The 21184-nt window shown below is 66.5% G+C and carries 16 protein-coding genes and 1 riboswitch; of the genes, 6 read left to right on the top strand and 10 right to left on the bottom strand.

Annotated elements, in window-relative coordinates; genetic code table 11:
• Positions 1-14: 14 nt before the first annotated feature.
• Entirely contained in the window at positions 15-2891 is a 2877-nt protein-coding gene (locus tag LOY42_RS11685) for an HD domain-containing phosphohydrolase (RefSeq protein ID WP_258600714.1), read from the bottom strand.
• A gap of 569 nt (positions 2892-3460) precedes the next feature.
• On the opposite strand from LOY42_RS11685, the gene LOY42_RS11680 reads away from it, so the two are divergent.
• Positions 3461-4819 (top strand): 8-oxoguanine deaminase, encoded by a 1359-nt coding sequence (locus tag LOY42_RS11680; protein WP_258600712.1) that lies wholly within the window; start codon positions 3461-3463, stop codon positions 4817-4819.
• An 82-nt stretch (positions 4820-4901) separates the two neighbouring features.
• Here LOY42_RS11680 and LOY42_RS11675 read toward each other — a convergent pair whose 3' ends face one another.
• The 3 genes from LOY42_RS11675 to LOY42_RS11665 are packed head-to-tail and all read right to left on the bottom strand — an operon-like array spanning position 4902 to position 8513.
• Positions 4902-5825 carry an ABC transporter substrate-binding protein gene (locus LOY42_RS11675; RefSeq protein WP_258600710.1) on the bottom strand — a complete coding sequence of 308 codons (924 nt, stop codon included), beginning with the start codon at positions 5823-5825 and terminating at the stop codon, positions 4902-4904.
• Positions 5818-6546: a (2Fe-2S) ferredoxin domain-containing protein gene (locus LOY42_RS11670; RefSeq protein ID WP_232968174.1), complete on the bottom strand. Its 729-nt coding sequence runs from the start codon at positions 6544-6546 to the stop codon at positions 5818-5820. Before LOY42_RS11670 ends, LOY42_RS11675 begins: the two co-directional genes overlap by 8 nt.
• An 11-nt stretch (positions 6547-6557) precedes the next feature.
• Positions 6558-8513 carry a TonB-dependent siderophore receptor gene (locus LOY42_RS11665; protein ID WP_258600709.1) on the bottom strand — a complete coding sequence of 652 codons (1956 nt, stop codon included), beginning with the start codon at positions 8511-8513 and terminating at the stop codon, positions 6558-6560.
• Positions 8514-8602: 89 nt separating this feature from the next.
• Positions 8603-8981, bottom strand: a riboswitch (cobalamin riboswitch).
• A gap of 142 nt (positions 8982-9123) precedes the next feature.
• Between LOY42_RS11665 and LOY42_RS11660 the strand changes: the two genes are divergently transcribed.
• From LOY42_RS11660 to LOY42_RS11650, 3 genes are all read left to right on the top strand, one after another.
• Positions 9124-9513 carry a DUF2946 family protein gene (locus LOY42_RS11660; protein WP_102685002.1) on the top strand — a complete coding sequence of 130 codons (390 nt, stop codon included), beginning with the start codon at positions 9124-9126 and terminating at the stop codon, positions 9511-9513.
• A gap of 71 nt (positions 9514-9584) precedes the next feature.
• Complete coding sequence (locus LOY42_RS11655; protein ID WP_258600708.1) at positions 9585-11735, top strand: TonB-dependent siderophore receptor; 2151 nt, start codon at positions 9585-9587, stop codon at positions 11733-11735.
• A gap of 5 nt (positions 11736-11740) precedes the next feature.
• Positions 11741-13195 carry a PepSY domain-containing protein gene (locus tag LOY42_RS11650; RefSeq protein WP_258601163.1) on the top strand — a complete coding sequence of 485 codons (1455 nt, stop codon included), beginning with the start codon at positions 11741-11743 and terminating at the stop codon, positions 13193-13195.
• Between the two features lie 50 nt (positions 13196-13245).
• Here the strand turns inward: LOY42_RS11650 and ykgO are convergent, their stop codons facing one another.
• Positions 13246-13392: a type B 50S ribosomal protein L36 gene (ykgO, locus tag LOY42_RS11645; protein ID WP_023632134.1), complete on the bottom strand. Its 147-nt coding sequence runs from the start codon at positions 13390-13392 to the stop codon at positions 13246-13248.
• A 133-nt stretch (positions 13393-13525) separates the two neighbouring features.
• On the opposite strand from ykgO, the gene LOY42_RS11640 reads away from it, so the two are divergent.
• The gene (locus LOY42_RS11640; RefSeq protein ID WP_258600707.1) at positions 13526-15616 is read left to right on the top strand and encodes a TonB-dependent siderophore receptor; all 2091 of its coding nucleotides are present in this window, start codon (positions 13526-13528) and stop codon (positions 15614-15616) included.
• Positions 15617-15696: 80 nt separating this feature from the next.
• Positions 15697-16341, top strand: coding sequence for a DNA oxidative demethylase AlkB (gene alkB, locus LOY42_RS11635; RefSeq protein WP_046855398.1), 645 nt, complete (start codon positions 15697-15699; stop codon positions 16339-16341).
• A gap of 2 nt (positions 16342-16343) precedes the next feature.
• Here alkB and LOY42_RS11630 read toward each other — a convergent pair whose 3' ends face one another.
• The 5 genes from LOY42_RS11630 to LOY42_RS11610 are packed head-to-tail and all read right to left on the bottom strand — an operon-like array spanning position 16344 to position 21182.
• The gene (locus LOY42_RS11630) at positions 16344-17306 is read right to left on the bottom strand and encodes a LysR family transcriptional regulator (RefSeq protein ID WP_258600706.1); all 963 of its coding nucleotides are present in this window, start codon (positions 17304-17306) and stop codon (positions 16344-16346) included.
• 57 nt (positions 17307-17363) lie between these two features.
• Positions 17364-18320 carry a peptidylprolyl isomerase gene (locus tag LOY42_RS11625; RefSeq protein ID WP_139670601.1) on the bottom strand — a complete coding sequence of 319 codons (957 nt, stop codon included), beginning with the start codon at positions 18318-18320 and terminating at the stop codon, positions 17364-17366.
• Positions 18317-18793, bottom strand: a complete 477-nt coding sequence (locus LOY42_RS11620) for a YbjN domain-containing protein (RefSeq protein WP_038706233.1) — start codon at positions 18791-18793, stop codon at positions 18317-18319. The genes LOY42_RS11625 and LOY42_RS11620 overlap by 4 nt, the downstream gene beginning before the upstream one ends.
• 28 nt (positions 18794-18821) lie before the next feature.
• Positions 18822-19469: a DNA repair protein gene (locus LOY42_RS11615; RefSeq protein WP_139670605.1), complete on the bottom strand. Its 648-nt coding sequence runs from the start codon at positions 19467-19469 to the stop codon at positions 18822-18824.
• A gap of 15 nt (positions 19470-19484) precedes the next feature.
• Complete coding sequence (locus LOY42_RS11610; protein ID WP_139670606.1) at positions 19485-21182, bottom strand: putative porin; 1698 nt, start codon at positions 21180-21182, stop codon at positions 19485-19487.
• Between the last annotated feature and the right edge of the window lie 2 nt (positions 21183-21184).

The following is a 21184-nucleotide window of genomic DNA, read 5'->3' as shown; positions in this document are numbered from 1 at the left end:
CCGCCGAACAGGTCTCAAGGAGTGTAGGTGGATTGCTCAGGCGTGAAACCCTGCAACTGCTCCAGCCAGTACGCCACGTCCAGTTCGTCGATCTGCTCGGGGCGCAGGAAGCGCTCGGCATATTGCCGGTACACCCCGCTACTCAGGAACAAGCGCAGCAACTGCCCGTCGACATGCTTGTCCCGCGCCATGAACACCAGGATCTTCACCGACTCGGACAGGGTCTTCGGCGCCTTGTAGGGCCGGTCCGCCGCGGTCAGTGCCTCAAAGATGTCGGCGATCGCCATCACCCGCTCGGGGATGCTCAGCGCCTCCTGGCCAAGCCTGCGCGGGTAGCCGCTGCCGTCCAGCTTCTCGTGATGGTTGCCGGCGATTGACGGCACGCGCCTGAGCTGGCGCGGGAACGGCAGCGCGCTGAGCATGATGATGGTCTGCACGATGTGCTCGTTGATCTTGAAGCGCTCTTCGTCGTTGAGCGTGCCGCGGCGGATCGACAGGTTGTACAGCTCGCCGTGGTTGCTGGCATGGGCCGGCAGGCGCATGTCGAAACCCCAGTGGTTGCGCGGGTCGTCCTTGGCCACCGGCGGCGTACGAGCGCCCCAGGGCACCCGGTGCTCATCGCGGTCGGCAAGCAGGGGCTCGTCCACTGGCAAGGTTGCCGCCGAGGTGTCGGTGAACCGCGCTGCCTCGTCGCGGGAGATGCCCAGGCGGTTGTCGAAGTGCCGCCGCCAGCGGCGCTGGCCGATAGTGTGCAGGCGCTCGATGTCGGCCTCCTGCATGAACTCGCCACCGATGTTGGCGTTGGCGACGAAGGCGAAGTCCTCCTGCAAGGTTGCCCGGCATGCCTCCAGCGTGCGCCGCAGCGCCGCTTCATCATCGCCGTTGACCACACCTTGCCAGTAGGCGACCTCGGCATCGCGCCAGAGCACCTCGAAGCGCATGCGCACCTCGTGGATGCGGTTGTACAAGGTCTCGAGCTTGGTCGCCTTGTCCACCACGTATTCGGGGCTGGTGATCTTGCCGCAGTCGTGCAGCCAGGCGGCCACGCGGAATTCGTAGCGCTCGGCCTCGCTCATGCTGAAGTCGGCATAGGGGCCGCTGTCAGCCTGCACGGCCTGGTCCAGGAGCATCTGCGCCAGTTGCGGCACCCGTTCGCAATGGCCGCCGGTATAGGGGCTCTTGGCGTCGATGGCGTCGGCCAGCAACTTGATCATGGCGTCCAGCAGGCGTTGCTGGGCCTCGACCAGCTGACGGGTCTCGATGGCCACGGCGGCTGCACCGGACAGTTCCTCGACAAAGCGCTGGAACGGTTGGCCCACGGCCGCGTTCGCATCGGCGAGTTGCAGCACCAGGATGCCGAGCAGCGCCTGGCCGCGGTCATTGAGCACCACCGCCAGGCTGCGCCCTTGCCATGCGAGGGCTTGGGTCACCGCGCTGGCCAGGTCCTGCCGCTCGCCTTCAGGTAGCGTCAGTTCCTCGGGGTAGTCATGGCCGCGACTGGCGGCGGCCAGGCGCAACCGGCTGTTGTCGTCGTACAGATACACCGCACCGGCACTGACGCCCGCTGCCGCCACCAGGTGATTGAGCACGCCGTCGAGCATGCTTTCGAGTTGAGTCTCGCGGCTCAACGTAAGGGTGATCGCTTGAAAGTTGCGGATGGTGCCGGACATACGGCTCAGCACCCGGCTCAGCTCACGCACTTCGCAGACCCGCGAGACAACGCCCACCTCTCGGCTGAAATCGAAACTGGCCAGGCCCTGCACCTGCTCGGTCAGCCGGCGCAACGGACGGCCGATGCGTCGGCCCAGCAGCCCGCCAAGCAACAACAACACAGCTGCCACGGCTACGGCCCAGAGCAATTGCTCGAACAGCACCTTGCGCGCCCCGGCCAGCAGTTCGTGGGCCGGCACGGCGATCAGCACCTGCAGGTCCTGCCCGGCTATGGAGGTAAGCGGCAGGCGCATGCCGTACCAGGTCTGCCCCTCGACCTGGTACGGCTGCGGGCTCGCGCCCTGGGGCATGTCGGCGTAGATATGCGCAAGGCTGCCGATGCCCAGCTCGCCGATGCGCGACAGGCGCACGCTCTCACCCTCGCGCACGACAACCCGTTGCAGTTCCGGGTAGGCCACTACGTTGCCCTGATCGTCGACCACGGCGATCTCGGTGCCGGCGGTGATGCGCAGGTCGCGGCTCTCGCTGGCCAGGTCATTGACCGAGACATCCATGCCGATCACCGCCGTGCCCTCGGCGCTGCGCTGGGCCATGGTCAGGCCGATCTCGCGGGTGGTAAAGAATACGTAGGGACGAGTGAGTACGGTCTCGGGCTGCGCGCTGGCTTCGATGAACCAGGGCCGTTGGCGTGGATCGTATTGGTAGTCGGGCTTGCTCTGGCGCTGCAACAGGGTCAGTAGCGAGTCATAGAAGCGCCACTCGCCCTGCATCGCGCCATCGGCGCCCTGGGTGACGGTCTGCACCAGGAACGCCGTGTCCGCCGGTGCCGCGAAACGCTGCAACAGCTGCGGGTCGCGCAAGCGGCGGACCAGCAGGAATTCACCATTGGGGTAACCGACGTAGGCGGCGCTGAGCATGCGGTTGGCACGCAGGCTCTCGACCAGTTGCGGCAATTGCTCGAGGCGCTCGGCCAACGTACCCGACGCCGGGCTGACGGCCAGCAGGCGAATGCTGCTCTGCACCGGGTCGACCAGGCGCCGGGCGCGCTCGTCGATAGTTCGGCCGACCTGCTGGGCGGCATCGCCGGCGGCGGCCACCAGGGCCTGGCGCACGCCCAGGTAGCCTTGCCAGGCCAGGGCCGCGCCCAGTGCCAGCATGCCAAGCATGATGGCCAATGCCACCAGCCACTGCAGGGAAATGCTCCGGCCACGGTTGTTCATGGCCGTCTACTTCGAGCGGACACCCGTCCAGCCATCTGCCTCATCAACGCGCAGCCCATCCCAGTTACTCCCGTGTGGCGATTTCCACAGTGTAATCAGCCCATGCGAACGTGCCGGCCCGAGATATCCGCTGGCCGCGAGACAGCCAGATAGTGGCATGATGCCATGCAAGACTGCATGCACTTTTCCGGAGCGATTGCAGGGCGCGGTTAGATGAAACAATCCATCGTATACAAAACAAGCGAATTCTGTTTACACTGCCTCGCGCCTACGACAACGGTCATCGCCGTTGCGTATTGCGACAGGCTCAAGCCATGCGACATCCACTACCGCCCGCCTTCACCGGGCATCCTTCCCGAATGCCGCTTGCCGCATTCGCCTTGTCACCGTCTGCCCACCTGCCCGATGCGCCCGCCATGGCGCAGCCTTCGCACGTGCGCGGTGAACCGTTCGCCCCTGTCATCGACGCCCGGCCACGCCGCGTCGCCTGACGGCCCTGGTGCGCCCGGCCCATGCACCAGGCGCCTCTCTACAATCAGAAAACACATCCCAAACGGGAGGGGACACACATGCCCAAGACCCTACTGGTCAAGAACGCCGAACTGCTGGTGACCATGGACGGCGAACGCCGTGAAATCAAACGCGGTGGCCTGTACATCGAAGACAACGTGATCCGCCAGGTCGGCCCCAGCGAAACGCTGCCGCAAAACGCCGACGTGATCCTCGACATGACCGGCAAGGTGGTCATCCCGGGCCTGGTCAACACCCACCACCACATGTACCAGAGCCTTACCCGCGTGGTGCCGGCGGCCCAGGACGGCGAGCTGTTCAACTGGCTGACCAACCTCTATCCGATCTGGGCGCGACTGACCCCGGAGATGATCGCGGTCTCGACCCAGACGGCCATGGCCGAACTGATCCTCTCGGGCTGCACCACCTCCAGCGACCACCTGTACATCTACCCCAACGGCTGCAAACTCGACGACAGCATCCACGCCGCCGAGGAAATCGGCATGCGCTTCCACGCCGCTCGCGGCAGCATGAGCGTCGGCCGCAGCCAGGGCGGCCTGCCGCCGGACTCGGTGGTGGAAAAGGAAAGCGACATCCTCAAGGAATCCCAGCGTCTGATCGAGGACTACCACGACACCAGCCATGGCTCGATGCGGCGCGTGGTGGTGGCGCCCTGCTCGCCGTTCTCTGTCAGCCGCGACCTGATGCGCGAAGCAGCGGTCCTGGCCCGGGAGTACGGCGTGTCGCTGCATACCCACCTGGCCGAGAACGTCAACGACATCGCCTACAGCCGCGAGAAGTTCGGCATGACCCCGGCCGAGTACGCCGAGGACCTGGGTTGGGTCGGCCACGATGTCTGGCACGCCCACTGCGTGCAGCTCGACCAGCACGGCATCGAGCTGTTCGCCCGCACCGGCACCGGGGTCGCCCACTGCCCGTGCTCGAACATGCGCCTGGCCTCAGGGATAGCGCCGATCCGCAAGATGCGCGACCACGGCGTGCCGGTGGGGCTGGGGGTAGATGGTTCGGCATCCAACGACGGCGCCAGCATGATCGGCGAGGTACGCCAGGCCTTGCTGCTGCAACGGGTCGGCTTCGGCCCGGATGCGATGACCGCCCGCGAAGCGCTGGAAATCGCCACCCTGGGTGGTGCCAAGGTGCTCAACCGTGACGATATCGGTGCCCTGGCACCGGGCATGGTCGCCGACTTCGTCGCCTTCGACCTTGGCCATGTGGCCTATGCCGGCGCCCTCCACGACCCGCTGGCGGCGCTGGTGTTCTGCACCCCGACCCACGTCGACACCAGTGTGATCAACGGACATGTGGTGGTTCAGGACGGGCGCATCGCCACCGTTGACTTGCCGCGGGTACTGGAGCGTCACAACCAGCTGGCGCGGCAGCTGGTCCTCGGCGAGTAGCACAGCCCTTTCCAATCACACCGTTTGGCGTGGGAGCGGCGGTGCGCCGATGCGACTTGCCCCCGTGATCAGGGCTGACCTGCTATGGAACAGCCATTTCCTTGAGCCGCCGTGCCAGTTCCAGGGCCACCCGCCCGCTAGCCGGCGTAGGCATCAGCTGGGTGAACGGGATATCGATCATGCGGTTCTCGCGCACCGCCCGCAGGCTCGAAAGCACCGGGTCGCGGGTCAGCAACTGACGCTTGCGGCTGGCCGGCGACCACAGGGCGTCGGCCAGCAGGATCACGTCGGGGTCGCTGCTCAGCAGCGCCTCGCGGTTGATCGTCACGCGGTACTGGTCGATTCCGGCAAGCACATTGCGCGCCCCGGCGGCGGCCAGCAACGGCGTGACGAACCCGCGCCCGCCTTCGCTGTCCAGCCCCCGCACCTCGCTGTCGAGGTAGAACACCGACAGTGGCTTGCCGCTGGGTGCGATCGCCCTGGCCTGCGCCAGGTCGTTCTCCATCGCCTCGATCAACGCCTGCGCCCTCGCCTGTCTGCCCAACAGCTCGCCGAACACCGTCAGGTCACGCCGGACATGGCCGTAGTAGTCCAGCGAGTGGCCGTTACAGGCCGACTCGAGCAGGTAGGTGGCAATCCCGTTGCCGGCCAATCTGCTGCGCGAGGTGATCCCATCGCCAAATGCCGTGGCGAATCCGCCGACCACCAGATCCGGCCTTTGCGCGTACAACACTTCGCTGGCCGGATACTCCCGGGCAATCACTGGCACACCTTGGTAGCGGCCCTGCTTGTAGGCGGCGCCGTTGTCGTCCAGGTAGGCCACCCCGACCATCGACGGACCCGCGCCGAGGGCGAGCAGCAGGTCGGCCGCGTGCTGGTTGAGGGCGACGATACGCGCAGGCGCCGCAGCGGGCCGTTGCCAGTCCTGCCCGCAGTTGCGATAGCTGTCGGCCAGGGCTGGTGCGCCACAGCACAAGGCGAGGGACAGTAGCCAGGCTTTACGCATCGCACGCCCTTCCCTTGATCAACAGTCCTTCGGCGATCCTTCCTCCCTGCAGATGCGTTTCCACCAATTCCTCCACCTCCCGATCATCACGCACCCGATACCAGCAGCCGTCCGGATGCACCGTCAACACTGGCCCCAGGTTGCAGGGAAACTGGCAACCGGTGCGGGTCAGCAGCACGCCGCCCGGAGTCTCGATCAGGGCACGCTCCAGCAGCAGCCGGCGCAGGCGTTTCCATAGCGGCAAGGCGCCGCGCCGCACGCAGCGGGGGCCGGTGCAGAGGAACACCTGGCGGGCATGCTCGGGCACCCGTGACCAGTCCGGGTCGCTGGCCACCGCGTTGACCTGGTCGCACGCCAGGTGGCGCACAGGTTCGCCGATGCTGGCACAGGCCACTCGCGCATCCAGGCCGCGCCGCCCCAGGGCCTGGGCCGTGACCCAGACGCCGGCCCGACCTTGCGCCAGGCGCCCCAGCTCATCGCGCAGCCAGTCAAGGTAGGCGCTGTCCGAGGTGGGTTCCAGGTCCACCACCAGCAGGCGTTCCACGCCCTGGTCGAGGGCCTCGCGGACCACCGCCCAGAGCCCGTCGAACCCCTCCAGGGTGTCGACGATATCCCGGCCCGCCTCGTGGCCACGCAGGTCACGAATCTCGGCGCCAAAAGCTTCCGCCGCCGAGCCGCCACCCAGGCCGGGGCCGACGAACAACACGCGCTGGTAGTCCATGCTCACGCCCCTCAGAAGGTGTAGGTGTAGCGCAGTTCGCTGGTGAACGGCCGCCCGAGATTGTCAACGTTACTCGCCCGACTGGTGACATAGTCGCGGTCGAACAGGTTCTCCACCAGCAGGCTCAGCCGGTGCTGGCGGGCGCCGTCCAGGTAGCGATAAGCATCGGCGTCGACCACCGAGTAATGGCCGTAGTCGACGCCTTTGGAGCTGACCACGTCGCGGATGTAGCGAATGGCGCCCCCGGCCCCCCACCTGCGATCCGCCGATTCGTAACCGAGCCGCGAACGGGCGAAGAAACTCGGCACGTCGTTGATCGTTGCCCCGGTGCGCGTCTCGGTGAGGTTGCGGGTCATGTCGGCCTGCAGGCTCCATTGGTCGTCGAGCTGGATACGCGCATCGGCCTCGAAGCCACGCATCTGTACCTGCCCCTGGCCGTTGACCCACTGGCTGCCGTCCAGGGTGATCAAGTCGGTGATCTTGCGGCGGAACACGGTGACGCTGGCGCTGAATTCACGCTCCAGCAGCAGGCCGTGGTAGTCCAGGCCAAGCTCGGCATTGCGGCTCTTCTCGGGCTTGAGGTCACGGTTGCCGATCTCGTCACCAGGCTCGTTGACGAACAACTGCTCGGCATTGGGCAGCTTGTAGGCGCTGCCATACTGGCCGCGCAGTTGCCAGTTGTCGTTCAGGTCGTACAGCGAGGTGAGCATGCCGACGGTGGCGCTGTCGCCGCCGCTCATGGCCTCGTGGCGCAGGCCGAGGCTCGGGTGCCAGTTGGGCAAGGTCTCGATCCTGGGCCGCAGTTGGGCGTACAACGCATTGGCCTGGGCCTCGTTGTCATCGATCACCAGCACGTCGTCCTGGCCCTTGAACCACTGGTTGTCGGAACCGAACACCAGCACGTGGCCACCGTCGAGTTCGGCCTTGCCCTCCGCCTGCACGCCCCAATCGGTGAAGCCCCAGTAGTCGTTGTGGTTGACCACATCGCGGGAGCCGTCGGCGCGGTTGTTGATGCGGGTGTAGCGGGTGTCCCAGTCGTTGACGTGGCCCTTGACGAAGTAGCTCAGGCGCTCGCTGATGCGCTGTTCGAAGGTGGCCGTGGCGATCTGCTGCACGCGGTCATTGGTGGTCTTGTAACTGTTCACCGGTCGGGCGAAATCGAGGTTGGCGTCGGTGTACTGGTAGAACAGCTCCAGCCGCGCATCGTCGCCAAAGGCCTGGATCGCCTTGCCGCCGAAGGTGGTCACCTCGTAGCCGCGTTTCTTGTCGCTGACGTTGCCGCTGTAGTCGCGGTTGCGAAACGGCTGGTAACCGTCGGAGACGTTGTGGCTGACATAGGCCAGCAGGCCCAGGTCGCCGAAGCCATTGCTGAAGATCCGCTCGACGCGGGCGTCCTTGCTGCTGCCGGCGAAGCTGTCCAGGCCCAGGTTGACCTCACCTGAAGCCTGACGGCGTTGCGGGCTGCGGGTGACGATATTGATCACCCCCGCCACGGCCTGGGTGCCGAACAACAGGCTCTGGCCGCCCTTGAGCACCTCGATACGCTCCACCGCGTTGGCCGGCAGGGTGTCCAGGTACAGGCCGCCGTACAGGCGGTTGTTCAGGCGTACACCGTCGAGCAGGATCAGGGTGTCGTCGTTGCGCCCGCCGAGCAGCGAGTAGGTGCCGTAGTCGAACGGGCCGTTCTTCGGCGCGACGTAGAAGCCGGGGATGAACATCTGCATCACCCGGGTGATGTCGGCGCCGGGGCCGGCGCGCTCGATCTGCTCGCGGCTGACGATCTCGACCTTGCTGCCGTACTGGGCCATGGCGGCGACCGTGGTCGACTCCACCGACGGCGCGGCGACGATCTGCTGGTCGAGGATCAGGGGGGTGTTTTCGGCCAGTGCCAGGGGGCTGGCCAGGCAGGCCAGGAACAAAGTCCGGGCCTTGGGGAAACGACGTCGGGAGTGAATCACAGCAATCATGCTCTTCTCGAAAGTGACTTTCGCAGAAGCACGCAGGAGCACGGATCGCGCACACGCCAATACCGGCCCATGCCCGCCCACCGCAGGAGTTTGCCTACAACATTCCAGGCCGGTCTCCGGGCTCGCAAGACAAGGGTTTGTACGGAAAGTCGCCGAGCGGCGATCAGGCAAGGCGAAAACAGGCGAGGAACGGCCGGGGTCGCGCCCGACTTGACTGGTTGTCAATGAGCATTCCGACCGGGCTGGCGCACCAGCCTGTTTTCAACGCAGCATGATCGTTGCGCAGGCACTTTCCGTGCAAAGCCTAGATGTCTTCACCTTCCCATGACGCATTGGCCACAGTGGTCTGTCGAAGGCATCACTTGCATACCGTTGCGGGGGCAGCACCGGACTGGCGCGAAGCGCGTACCGGTTTCCCGTTTCACCCCGTGCGCGACGGCATGGGGCACCTGAAATCGGTCGGCATCTGAACACCTGGGGCCAATGGGCGTCAAGCGAGGCGAGCGAATCGTTTCGAATGTTTTTTATCGCCGGAACACTCTAGTCAGATGTGTCAAAAGTTGTAGAATCCGCACGCCTAAACCATTCCCATTCCCTTCGAGCTTTGCCGATGAAGCTGGCCCGCCACACACGATCGCAAGTCGCCTGGGTGCTGTATTTCAGCATCCTGTTCGGCTCGTTGCTGTGCGCCATGGGCCATGGACAGATGGCAGGCTTGCGCCTGGCCGGCCTGGATGACGCCGCCTGGTGCGCGGCCGACAGCAGCGGCGTGTTCAAGGGCGACCAGGACGTCACCGACCCGGTGCTGCCCGCCGGCGGCGACTGCGTGATCGCCAGCCTGTTCAGCGCCACCCTGCTGGCGGTGTTCTTCGGCCTGCTGGCCCTGCTCGCCGGGGAGTCGAGCAAACCCTTACCCAGACAACCCGCGCCGACCCTGCCCAAGCAGCGCTGGCCCCTGGTCAATCCCCGCGCCTCCCCCGCCTCGCTTCTCGCGTTCTGACATCGCCACGCCCGAGTGCCGCCTGATCGGCAGCGGGCGTGCGCCCACCGATTTCAGCCAGGAAGCCTTGCATGTTCCGCATGACCACTTTGGCGCTGCTCGTTGGCAGCGCAACCTGCGCCTGGGCGCAGGATGACACCCTGACCCTGCCCGCCAGCAACGTCACGGCCACCGCCGCCCCCAAAGAAGCCACCACCCTGGACCTCGACCGGCCTATCGAAAGCGGCTCGCGGCTCAACCTCAGCGCCCGCGAAAACCCGGCCTCGGTCAGCGTCGCCGACCGCAAGACCATGGAACGCATCGGCGCGCGCAACTTCCAGGACGCCGCCAACGCCCTGCCCGGGGTCAACGCCTCGGCACCGCCCGGCTGGGGCGGCTACGTGTCGTACCGTGGTTTCAACGGTGCCCAGGTCAGCCAGTTGTTCAACGGCATCAACCTGCAGTACGGCGCCGCCGGGCGCCCGGTCGGGGCATGGATCTACGACCGTGTCGAACTGCTCGGCGGGCCGTCGTCGTTCCTCAACGGCAGCGGCGCCGTGGGCGGCAGCCTGAACATGATCACCAAACTGGCCAACCGCGACGAGGACACCTTCGAGGGCCGCGTCAGCTACGGGCGCTACGACACGATGGAAACCTCGGTCGGCTTCAACAAGGCGCTCAACAGCGGTGACGGCCCACGCCACTACGCGCGGCTCGACTACAGCCGCACCAGCACCAACGGTTACATCGACCGCCAGGAGAACGGGGCAGGCAACCTGGCCTTCTCGCTGCTCAGCGACATCAACGACCAGCTGTCGCACACCCTGGCCATCGAGTACCTCGAAGAGAAGGAAGACAGCCCCTACTGGGGCGCGCCGGTGCTGCAACCGGCCAGCGGCACCCTGCACATCGACAAGCATCACCGTTTCGACAACTACAACGTCGAGGACGGCCGCTACGAGCAGCGCACCCGCTGGCTGCGCTCGATCACCGACTACCGCATCGACGACAGCAACCAGTTGCGCAACACCTTCTACCACTACAACGGCCAGCGCGATTACCGCAACCTCGAGGTGTACCGCTACAACCCCGGCAACACCGCCATCGCCCGCTCCGGCGGCTACCGCCAGCGCCACGACCAGGAGGTCAACGGCAACCGCGTCGAGCTGACCCACCAGGGCCAGCTGTTCGGCCTGGCCAGCGACTGGGCGTTCGGTATGGACTACAACCGCAACCAGCAGACCGCCTACCCGTTGTCCAAGGGCGCGTTCGACAGCATCGATCCCAACGGTTTCCAGCCCGACCACTTCCTCGACATCCCTGGCATGGACGCTCCACGCGCCAAGGGGCGCAGCACCACCACCGACACCACTGCGGGCTTCGTCGAAAACCGTACCCGCCTGACCGACCAGCTGTCGCTGGTCACCGCGCTGCGCTACGACCATATCGACTTCGACGTGGTCGACCACGTGACCCGGGCCAAGCTGAATCGGCGCTGGGATGCCTTCACCGGGCGCCTGGGGCTGGTCTACGACCTGACCTCCAATGTCAGCCTTTACACCCAGTACAGCACCTCGGCCGAGCCGCCAGGGGGCTCGCTCACCGGCGCCTCGCTCAGCCAGGTCGGCGACTTCGACCTGAGCACCGGCAGGCAGGTTGAAGTGGGCAGCAAGTTCGACTTCCTCGACGGGCGCGGCTCGGCCACCGCGGCGGCCTACCGCATCGTGCGCAAGAACATCTCGGTGCCCTCCTCGACCGTGCCCAACACCACCGAGCAGGCCGGCCAGCAAACCTCCACCGGCATCGAGCTGGCGGCGTCGTTCAAGGTCACGCCCAAACTGCTGGCGGCGGGCAACTTCAGCTGGGTCAACGCCGAATACGACGAGTTCAACGAGAACATCGGCGGCGTGGTGTACTCGCGCAAGGGCAAGAACCCGGTGAACATCCCCGACCGGGTGGCCAACCTCTGGCTGACCTACGACCTGGCGCCGGGCTGGCAGGTCGGCGCCGACGCCCGCTACGTCTCGGCGGTCTACGCCAACACCGCCAACACCCAGTGGGTGCCTTCGTACACCGTCTACGGACTGTCGATGACCCACGACCTGGACCAGCACGTGCAACTCAGCGCCCGCCTGCGCAACCTCACCGACGAGGTCTACGCCCGCTTCATCCACCAGACCAACACCCAGTACTACCTGGGTGAGCCGCGCAGCCTGGAAGTCGCTGTGCAGTGGCGCTACTGATGGGCCTGAAACGCCAGCTGTACCTGTGGCATCGCTGGCTGGGCATCGTCGCCTGCCTGTTCATGGCGCTGTGGTTCGTCTCCGGAGTGGTCATGCTGTATGTCGGCTACCCCAAGCTGACCACGGCCGAGCACCTGACCCACCTGCCGGCCTTGCCGGCGGGATGCTGCGCCGAGTTGCCGGCGCAATGGGCTGAGCAGCCGTTGAAGGCGTTGCGCCTGACCAGCCTGGGCGGGCAACCGTACTATTTGCTGGAGCTGGCGGACGGTCGCCGCGTCACCCTCGATGCAGCCAACGGCGAGCCCCTGGCCAACGCCGACGCGGCCTGGGCCCTGGCCAATGCCCGGCAGTACGCCGGCAGCGCGGCATTGGCTTACCAAGGCACGCTGGACGAGGACATGTGGACCCACTCCCGGGCCCTGGACAGCGATCGCCCCTTGCACCGGGTGCAAGTGGACGATGCGGCCGGCACCTGGCTGTACCTGTCCGGACGCACCGGCGAGGTGGTGCGCGATGCGAGCGGCCGCGAGCGCGCCTGGAATTGGGTCGGTGCCTGGTTGCACTGGCTCTATCCGTTGCGTGGCGGCCTGGGCTTCGACAATGGCTGGCGCACCCTGGTGATCGGCCTTTCACTGCTCGGCACGCTGATGGCGCTCATGGGCATCGCGGTGGGCATCCTGCGCCTGCGGCTGCGCAAACGCTACCGCAGTGGGTCGTGCAGTCCCTACCCCGGGGGCTGGTTGCGCTGGCACCACATCGGCGGGCTGCTGTTCGGTGGGGTGCTGGTGCTGTGGGTGTTCAGCGGGTTGATGTCGATGCGCCCCTGGGGCGTGACCGACAGCCGCTCGCAGATCGCCTTGCAACAAGCGCCGCTGCGTGCCACCGACCTGCAACTGCCGATTGCCACAGCACTGGCCCGCTTGCGCGACGAAACCGGGTTCGCCGCAGTGGAGTTGCAATGGCAACGCCTGGCCGACGTCACCTATGCAGTGGCCCGCAGCGCCGACGGCGACAGCCGCATCCTTGAAGCACACGCCCCGCCGGCGCGTACCTTCAGCCGGGAAAGGCTGCGGGCGGCCGCGCAAGCGATGGCTCCGGGGGTGACGGTGGCGGATGACTGGCAGAGCGCCTACGACTTCCACTACTTCGCCCGCGAGCCGCAGAGCATGTACGGTTCCCAGGCGCGTCCACTGCCCGTGCTGCGCCTGCGCTTCGCCGACGCGGCGGACACCTGGGCCTACCTGGACCCTGCCAGCGGCACGCTGGTGGCCAGCCACGACCGGGCGCAACGTGCCGGGCGCTGGTTGTTCAACCTGTTGCACAGCTGGGATTGGCAACCGCTGCTGGCGCGGCCGCTGTTGCGCGAAGGGTTGATCATCAGCCTGAGTAGCGGCGGCCTGGTGATAGCCCTCAGTGGTGTGGTACTGGGCTGGCGACGCCTGCGCAGGACGCTTCGATAGCGTCATTGGGGCTGCTGAGCAGCCCCTTTCGCCTGACTGCCATTGACCGGCTACCCGCGCTTTTTCTTTACCCCGCCCTGCCTGGCCTTGAACCGCGGATTGGACTTGCAGATCACATAGATCCGACCACGGCGCTTGACCACCTGGCAGTCACGATGACGGCGCTTGGCCTGCTTGAGTGAGGACAGTACTTGCATGAAAACCTCCGGATACGTAATAACATAACATTAACGCAAATCATTCTCATCGCGCAACCGCCCTGTCACACCTTCTTCTGGCGATGACTGGAACGATAATGTAATGTTATTACATATTTAACGGAGATCCCCCTTGAACCCTCGCGCTCCCCTTCTGGCCAGCCTGACCCTGGGCCTGTTCGGTCAACCGCTCGCTGCGGCCCAACCCCTGGTGCTGGACGAAACCTCGATCACCGACGCCTACCTCGAAGAACGCGCCGACGGCCCGGTCCAGGGTTATCGGGCCACCCGCTCGGCCACCGCCACGCGCACCGACACCGATATCCGCGACACCCCGCAGAGCATCGAAGTGGTGCCGGCCCAGGTACTCAAGGACCTCAACACCACCCGCATCGACCGCGCCCTGGACTTTGCCGGCGGCGTGTCGCGGCAGAACAACTTCGGTGGCCTGACCTTTCTCAACTACAGCGTGCGCGGCTTCACCACAGGGGAGCTGTACAAGAACGGCTTCGCCGTCAACCGCGGCAGCTACAGCGCGCCCGACACCTCCGGCATCGAGCGCATCGAGGTGCTCAAGGGCCCGGCCGCGAGCCTCTATGGCCGCGGCGACCCCGGCGGGCTGGTCAACATCGTCAGCAAGCGGCCCCAGGCCGAGACGTTCAGCACCGTGAACCTGAGCGCCGGCAGCTGGGACCGTTACCGCGGCACGCTGGACGCCAACGCGCCGCTGGACAGCCAAGGCAACCTGCTGGGCCGGGTCAACCTGGCGGTGGAGGACAACGGCAGCTTCCGCGATCACGTCAACAGCGAGCGACGGATCGTCAGCCCGTCGCTGAGCTGGCAACTGTCGCCCGACACCCGCCTGCTGCTGGACACCGAGTTTTCCCGCACCGAATCAGTGTTCGACCGCGGCATTCCGGCGGTCAATGGCCAGATGGGCTCGGTGCAGCGCTCGGCGTTCATGGGCGAGCCCAACGACGGCAAGATCCGCAACGACAACCAGACCGTCGACCTGGCCCTGGAGCACTTCCTCGACGACAACTGGAAACTGCGCCTGGCCAACCACTACACCCAGGGCACACTGAAGGGCAACAGCTCCGAGCCCCAGGCCCTGGTCGGCAACACGCTCACGCGCTTCTACCGCGAGCGCGACTTCGAGTGGAACGACAACATCACCCAAGCCGAGCTGCACGGGCAGTTCGAGCTGCTCGGCTGGCAGCACCAGAGCCTGATCGGCCTGGAATACGAGAACTACCGCAACAGCCAGAAGTACCCGCAGAGCGCGACCCTGGCCAGCTATGGCCTGGACATCCGCAACCCGGTGTACGGCAAGCCCAAGCCGGCCCTCACCCGCGCCAATGACTTCTTCGAACGCACCGAAAGCCATGCCCTCAACCTGCAGGACCAGATCGCCTTCAGCGAGCGCCTGCGCGGGCTGGTCGGGGTACGCCTGGAGCGCATCGAGCAGACCTCGCAGAACCGCAGCAGCGGTATCAGCAACAGCCAGGCCAAGGATGTCGCCACGCCCCGCGTCGGCCTGCTGTACCAGCTGACGCCGCAGGTCGGCGTGTTTGCCAACGCATCGACGTCGTTCAAGCCCAACACCATCGGCACCCAAGGGCAGGTGTACAAGCCCGAGAAAGGCATCGGCTACGAGACCGGCCTGAAGCTCGACCTGTTCGACAGCCGCCTGGGCGCCACGGTGGCGCTGTTCCATATCGACAAGGAGAACGTCATCACCACCGATGCCCTGGGCGAGAGCATCGCGGCCGGCAAGGCGCGCAGCCAGGGCCTGGACCTGCAGTTCAGCGGCCAGCTCAGCGAGGCGGTGCGGGTGATCGGCGCCTATGCCTACATCGATGCCGAGGTCACCAAGGGCGATGCCAGCCTGCCCAAGGGCAGCGACCTGCTGGGCATTGCCCGTAACAGCGGCAGCGTGATGGGCGTGTATGAGTTCCAGAATGGCGCCCTGCGCGGTTCGGACCTGGGCGCGGCGTTCAACTATGTCGGCGAGCGCTCCGGTCAGGCCGGCAGCGCCTTCACCCTACCCTCGTACAGCACGGTCGACCTGCTGGCGCACTACAAGGCCAGCGAGCAGGTCACTGTGGGCCTGAACCTCAACAACCTGTTCGATCGCAAGTACTACGAGCGCTCCTACAACAGTTCATGGGTGCTGCCGGGCGAGCCGCGCAATGTCAGTGTCAGCCTGACGCTCAGCCTCTGAGGCCGCGCAGTGGCTCGCGATGCCCCACGCACCGGGGCATCGCGATACACTGTGCGGACACCACCCAAGCAGCCACTGGCATGATCCAGTCCGATCTCGATCTGTTCGACGCACACCCCCAGCAGCTGGCCGCGCACACCACGCTGCTGCCAGGTTTCGCCCTGGCGGAGCTCGAGCCCCTGCTCGATGCCTTGCGCCCGGTGCTGCGCGCGGCGCCGTTTCGCCACATGCAGACCCCCGGCGGCCTGCGCATGGCCGTGGCGCTGAGCAATTGCGGCGCGCTGGGTTGGGTCAGCGACGCAAGCGGCTACCGTTACTCCGCCACCGACCCGGTCAGTGGCAAACCCTGGCCTGCCCTGCCCCGGGTGCTGGTCGAGCTGGCCTCGCGCGCCGCCGCCCAGGCCGGTTTCGACGGTTTCGTGGCGGATGCCTGCCTGATCAACCACTACCTGCCGGGTACCCGCCTGAGCCTGCATCAGGACCGCGACGAGCAGGACTACGCCCATCCGATCGTCTCGATCTCGCTGGGCCTGCCCGCAGTGTTCCTGTTCGGCGGACTGCAGCGCTCGGACCGTACCCGGCGCATCCCGCTGAACCACGGCGACGTGCTGGTGTGGGGCGGCGAGGACCGCCTGCGCTTTCATGGCGTGCTGCCGATAAAGCCTGGCGTTCATCCGCGCATGGGCGAACGGCGGATCAACCTGACACTGCGCAAGGCCGGCTGACCCTAACGACCGGCAAACCATTCCCGGCGTTCCTCGAACGCGGCCCGGATCGCCCCGACCATCACCTGCACCAACGGATCGGCTTCGGTACGCTCATCGACCGCCAGCCACACGCGCCGGCGCATCGGCTCGCGGAACAACCCCGGCAAGGCCAGCAGGCCACGATCCAGATGCGCCGCGTAGTGCGGCAGCAAACCGACACTGGCGCTGCACTTGATCAGCTGGCAGTACATCTCGTAGTCCTGGATCTGCGTCACGCCGGCCGAGCGGGTGCTCAACAGCGTCTGCCAGGGCGTCAACGCCTGCACGCCGACCTCGCCTTGCCATTGCACCAGCATGTAGTCCTGCAGGTGCGCCAGGCTGGTCGGGCGGTTGACCTCGCGGGCATAGCGCTTGGCGATATGCGGCAGGTATTCGAGGGTGGCCAGGGCTTCGGCGGTGGTGTCGGCAAAACAGCCGCTGCGGGCGCCCTGGTCAAGGTCGCCCAGCCATAACGCCACATCCGCGGCCTGCTCGGGTACCTGGCGGCCATCGAGCGTGGCCACCTCCAGGCGCATGCCGGCATGCTGGCGCACGAAGTTGATCAGGTTGCGGCCCAGCAGGTCCTGCAGCAGTGGTTCGGCCACGGCCAGGCGCACACTGGCGCTGGCTTCCCGCGGCGCTGGCACCACCGGTTCGCGGGCCTGGAGCACCTGCTGCAGGCGCTCGCCCTGCTGGCTGAGCACCGGGTTGTTGTTGCGGTTGACGAACAGGCTGTAGCCCAGGCGCGCCTCCAGCGCCGCCAGGCGCTTGCGCAGGGCCACAGGCTTCAGGTTGAGCCGCCGCGCCGCCTGCATGAAACAACCGCAGCGCGCGGTGACCAGAAAACAGTTCAGGGTCTGTTCGTCCAGGGCCAGCGGCACCTGGGGGCGAACGACGGGCACGCTGGTATCCGGGGCTCGCCCCCGGGACAGATCGATAGGCATCCCTCGCCTCCTGCGGGCTCGCCTGGGCAGGCCCGCTTCTTCCATGGTTGTTGGCGACTAGCGGCTGCTTTCCAGCACCTGGTTGAGCGCCGCGCCGTCGATGCTGAGGGTGGCAGTGTCGAACATGCCCTCCACATAGGCCTTGGCCACCTGCTCCTGGCGCTGGGCGCGCAGCACCTGGCGCAGACGCGGGGCCACCTCGTCGAAGGTCGCCGCCCGGGGCGGTTGTTGCTCCACCAGCTTGATGATGTGATAGCCCGCCGCGCTCTGCACCGGTTCGCTGACGCTGCCCACCTTGAGTTTCGGCACCACCCCGCGCACCTCCGGCAACAGTTGCGCCAAGGCCTGCAGGCCGGTATCCCCGCCGTTGGCGGCGGTGCCGGCATCCTGCGAATGCTCGCGGGCCAATGCGCCAAAGTCCGCATCCGCGGCCTGGGCCTGCTTGGCAAGGGCCTGGGCCTGCTTGCGCACGGCCTCGTCATCCTTGGGGTTTTCCACCCGCAGGAAGATCTGGCTCAGGCGATAGCGTGCCGGCAGTTGCAAACCAGCCTTGCCTGCCTCGTAGGCCTGCTTGAGCTCAGCTTCGGTGGGGTAGTCGTCGGGTACCTTGCTCACCGAGTCGAGATAGTCGCGCAAGACGATCTGCTCGGTGGCCGCGCGGGTCTGCACCTGGATCTCCGGACGCTGCAGCCAGCCTTGGGCCTCGGCCTGTTGGTACAGGGCCTTTTCCGCCAAGCGGGCGCGGATCCAGGCCTCCAGTGCCGGCCGGTCGCCGCGCAGGCTGGCGCGGGACTCTTCGGGCAACTGGGCGAACAGCGCCTTGAGCTCGCCGCTGCCCACCTGTTGCTCGCCAAGGCGCGCCAGCACCGGGCCGTTGTCGGTGGCCACCAGGGTGGCGGGCGAAGCCGGGCGCGCCGCTGCCACCGGCTCGTCGCCCGGGCGCAAGGCCAGGGCGACTGCCACCGCGACAACGGCCAGCGCGCCAGCGCCGGCCCACAGGGTTCGCGCCGTCACGAAGCGCTCACCGCATCGCTGGCCACCTGCTCGGGCGCCGTTTCGGCGACATTGCGGCTGTAGTCACGCAGGTAGACGATGAACTCCTGCAGCAGGCGATCCCACAGCAACAGGCTGCCAAGCAGGTGCTTCTCGCTGACGCCGTCGGCAACCACCACGTCCTTCTCCATTACCAGGAACTCGCCCTGTACCGACAGGCGGGCGAAACGCCGGGTGGCGTTCCAGCGCTCGGCCAGGCCCGCGGGCAGCTCGCCCTGGATACGCAGCGCGCAACTGAAGGTAAAATCGAGGAACTCGCCTTCCTGGTTCAGCGCCCGGTTGCCGAAACGTACGGCGTAACCCACGCCCTGGCTGGCGCTGAGCAACTGCACCACGGCATTCTGCTCGGTGCGATTGACCCGGCAGCCGGCATCCTGCAGCAGCTTGGTCAGGGAGTCGGCGCTAACGGTTTCGATCAGGGTGACTTCGGTCATGTGCTTACTTCCTTGCGTTGAGAAAACGTCACTGGGTCACGCCCGTGGGGGCGTCGAACTGGCTTTCGTAGAGTCTGTCGCCATAGGCCTGGGCCAGTTCCTCGAAGCGGACCCGGGCCGAGCCAGCAAAGGGCTGGCGCATCTTCATCACATCGGCGATATCGACCTTCTCAAAGGCGGCCAGCATCTCCTTGGCCACCCCGTACATCTGCTGGTTGCGCGCCTGGCACTGCTGCACCTGGCCATCGCGTTCGGCCAGTTGTGCCTGCAGGCCGGCACGCTCGCTTTCCTTGGCGCGCGCCATGCCCAGCAGTTCGTCATAGGCCTGCTTGTACTTGTGCAGTTGTTCGTTGCTGCTGGCCACCAGCGCCTGGGCCTGGCTGTGCACGGCCTGCTGCTGGCCGGCGAGCTGTTCGCTCTGGCCGCGCGCCTTGGCCAGTTGCGCGGTCAGCTCGCGCACCTGGCCCAGGGCCGCGTCGCGTTGCTGTTCCGCCGCCTGGCGGGCGGCGCTGGCCTGGGCCTGCTCGCTCTGCAGGGCCTGCAGCTGTTGCGTGGTGCTGCGCAGCTGGGTGCGCAGGCGCTCTTCGAGGGTTTCGGCCGACGCCGAGGCGGCCAGGCTTGCGCCCAGCGCCAGCATCAACCAGGCGCAACGATGGCGATAGACTCCCTTGTTCATGCCCGTGCTCCTTCCCTAGAACCGCGTGTTGACTTCAAGTTGTAGCACATCGATGTCAAACGGCGCGCCGTAGACTGCCTCGCTACTCAACCAACGGGCTGTAGCGTAGACGTTGTCGGCCAGGCCGTAGTTGCCACCGAGGAAATAGCCCTTGGCGTTGGTGCCGCCGAGGTGGAAGCTCGAGTCGTTGAACCCGTCCGGCAGCGCGTCAGGCTCGATGCGCTTGTAACCGGCGAACAGGTTCCAGTCGCCGGCCTTGCGCATGTCCAGGGCGTTGCCCAGGGTGAACTGCAACATCCAGGCGTCGCCGCCGCTCTTGATGTTGCCGTTCTCGTCGATGTTGTTGGCCAACTGGCCGGCCGAACGCTTGCGCATGTCGCCCTCGTCGTAGGCCAGGTTGTGGATGTAGTTGGCCTGGCTGCGCAGCTTGAAGTCATGAGGCAGGTCGGCATCCCACACCAGGTTCAGGTCGAGCAGTTCGAACTCCGAGGCGATGCCGACGAACTGCGGCTGCGGCGTGGCCGCCGGGTTGGCCGGATTGGGCGTGATGTCGCGCAGCAGGAACACCGTGTTGCCCTTCTGCATGAAGGTCGGGCGGGTTTCGTCGCTGTCGCAGGCCGGCTGGCCATCCCAGGGCGCGCAGGGGCTGGAGCGCTCGCCGGCGATGTCGTCGAAGCGGTAGTAGGCCATCGCGCCCTTGAGGCGGTGATGGTCGTTGAGCGCCCATTTCGCGCCCAGCTGCGCGCCGTACAGCCACTTGTTGTCGCTGTCCTCCTTGTCCAGGCCGTTGCTGCTGGCGCTGTCGTCGCTGTACTGCACAGGGAACGCGCCGACGGTGCCGAACAGGCTGAGGTCGCGGTTCAGCGGCTGGTCGAAGATCGCCGCCACGCCATCGAAGTTGAGGTCGTGGGAATAGAGGACGTCGGTGGACATGAACGGATTGGCGATGCGCCCGCCGGTCAACGTCAGTCGCTCGCTGGGCGTCCAGGTGACATAGCCCTGGTCGAGCCAGATGTCCTTCTTGCCGAAGCCGCCACCGAGGTTCTGGGTGGTCGACACCGGGTTGTTGTTGGAGCCGGTGGCGACGCGGATGCCGGCCACCCAGTTGTCCGCCAGCTGGGCCTTGAGGCCGAAGCGCGCGCGCAGGCGCAGGAGGCTGTCGCGGTCCTCGCGGGTGTTAAGCAGCGGCGGCAGGTTCGAGCCGCTGTTGGCGTTGACATCGTACGGGCCCTTGTCATTGAGCTTGGCGAAGTCGACGATCTCGTTGCTGTTGCCATCGGCGTAGCCGCGCGACTCGTAGCGCAGGCGCAGGTCGCCGTCGAAGCTGATGCGCGAGGCCCAGTCGGGGAAAGTGTTCGGCGCGGCCCAGTTTTCCTGCTTGGCGGTGTTCATCACCTCGGCCTTGATCTCATCGCGGATCTGCTGGCGGACGATGGCCGGCACATACTGCACGCGCACTTCGCCGTTGGCCGCGGGGGCCTGGGCGACGATCGGCGCGGCGCTGACAGCCTGCGCCTGCTGGGCCTCGCGCTCGGCCTGGGCGATCAGCGCGTCGGCCTTGTCCTGCTTGAGCACGCCCTGTTCCACCAGCAGGCGGATCAGGTTGACGGTCGCGTTCTCCGACGGCGCGGCGTGGGCGACGGCCGGACCGACCGCGGTGGCGGCGGCCAGCAGGCCGAGCGCCAGGGTCAATCGGTTGACTGGGCACTTCATGG

Source organism: Pseudomonas sp. B21-023 (genome assembly GCF_024749165.1).
Lineage (GTDB): Bacteria > Pseudomonadota > Gammaproteobacteria > Pseudomonadales > Pseudomonadaceae > Aquipseudomonas.
Note: the sequence above shows the minus strand (reverse complement) of the source record. Positions and strands in the feature narration are given on the sequence as shown.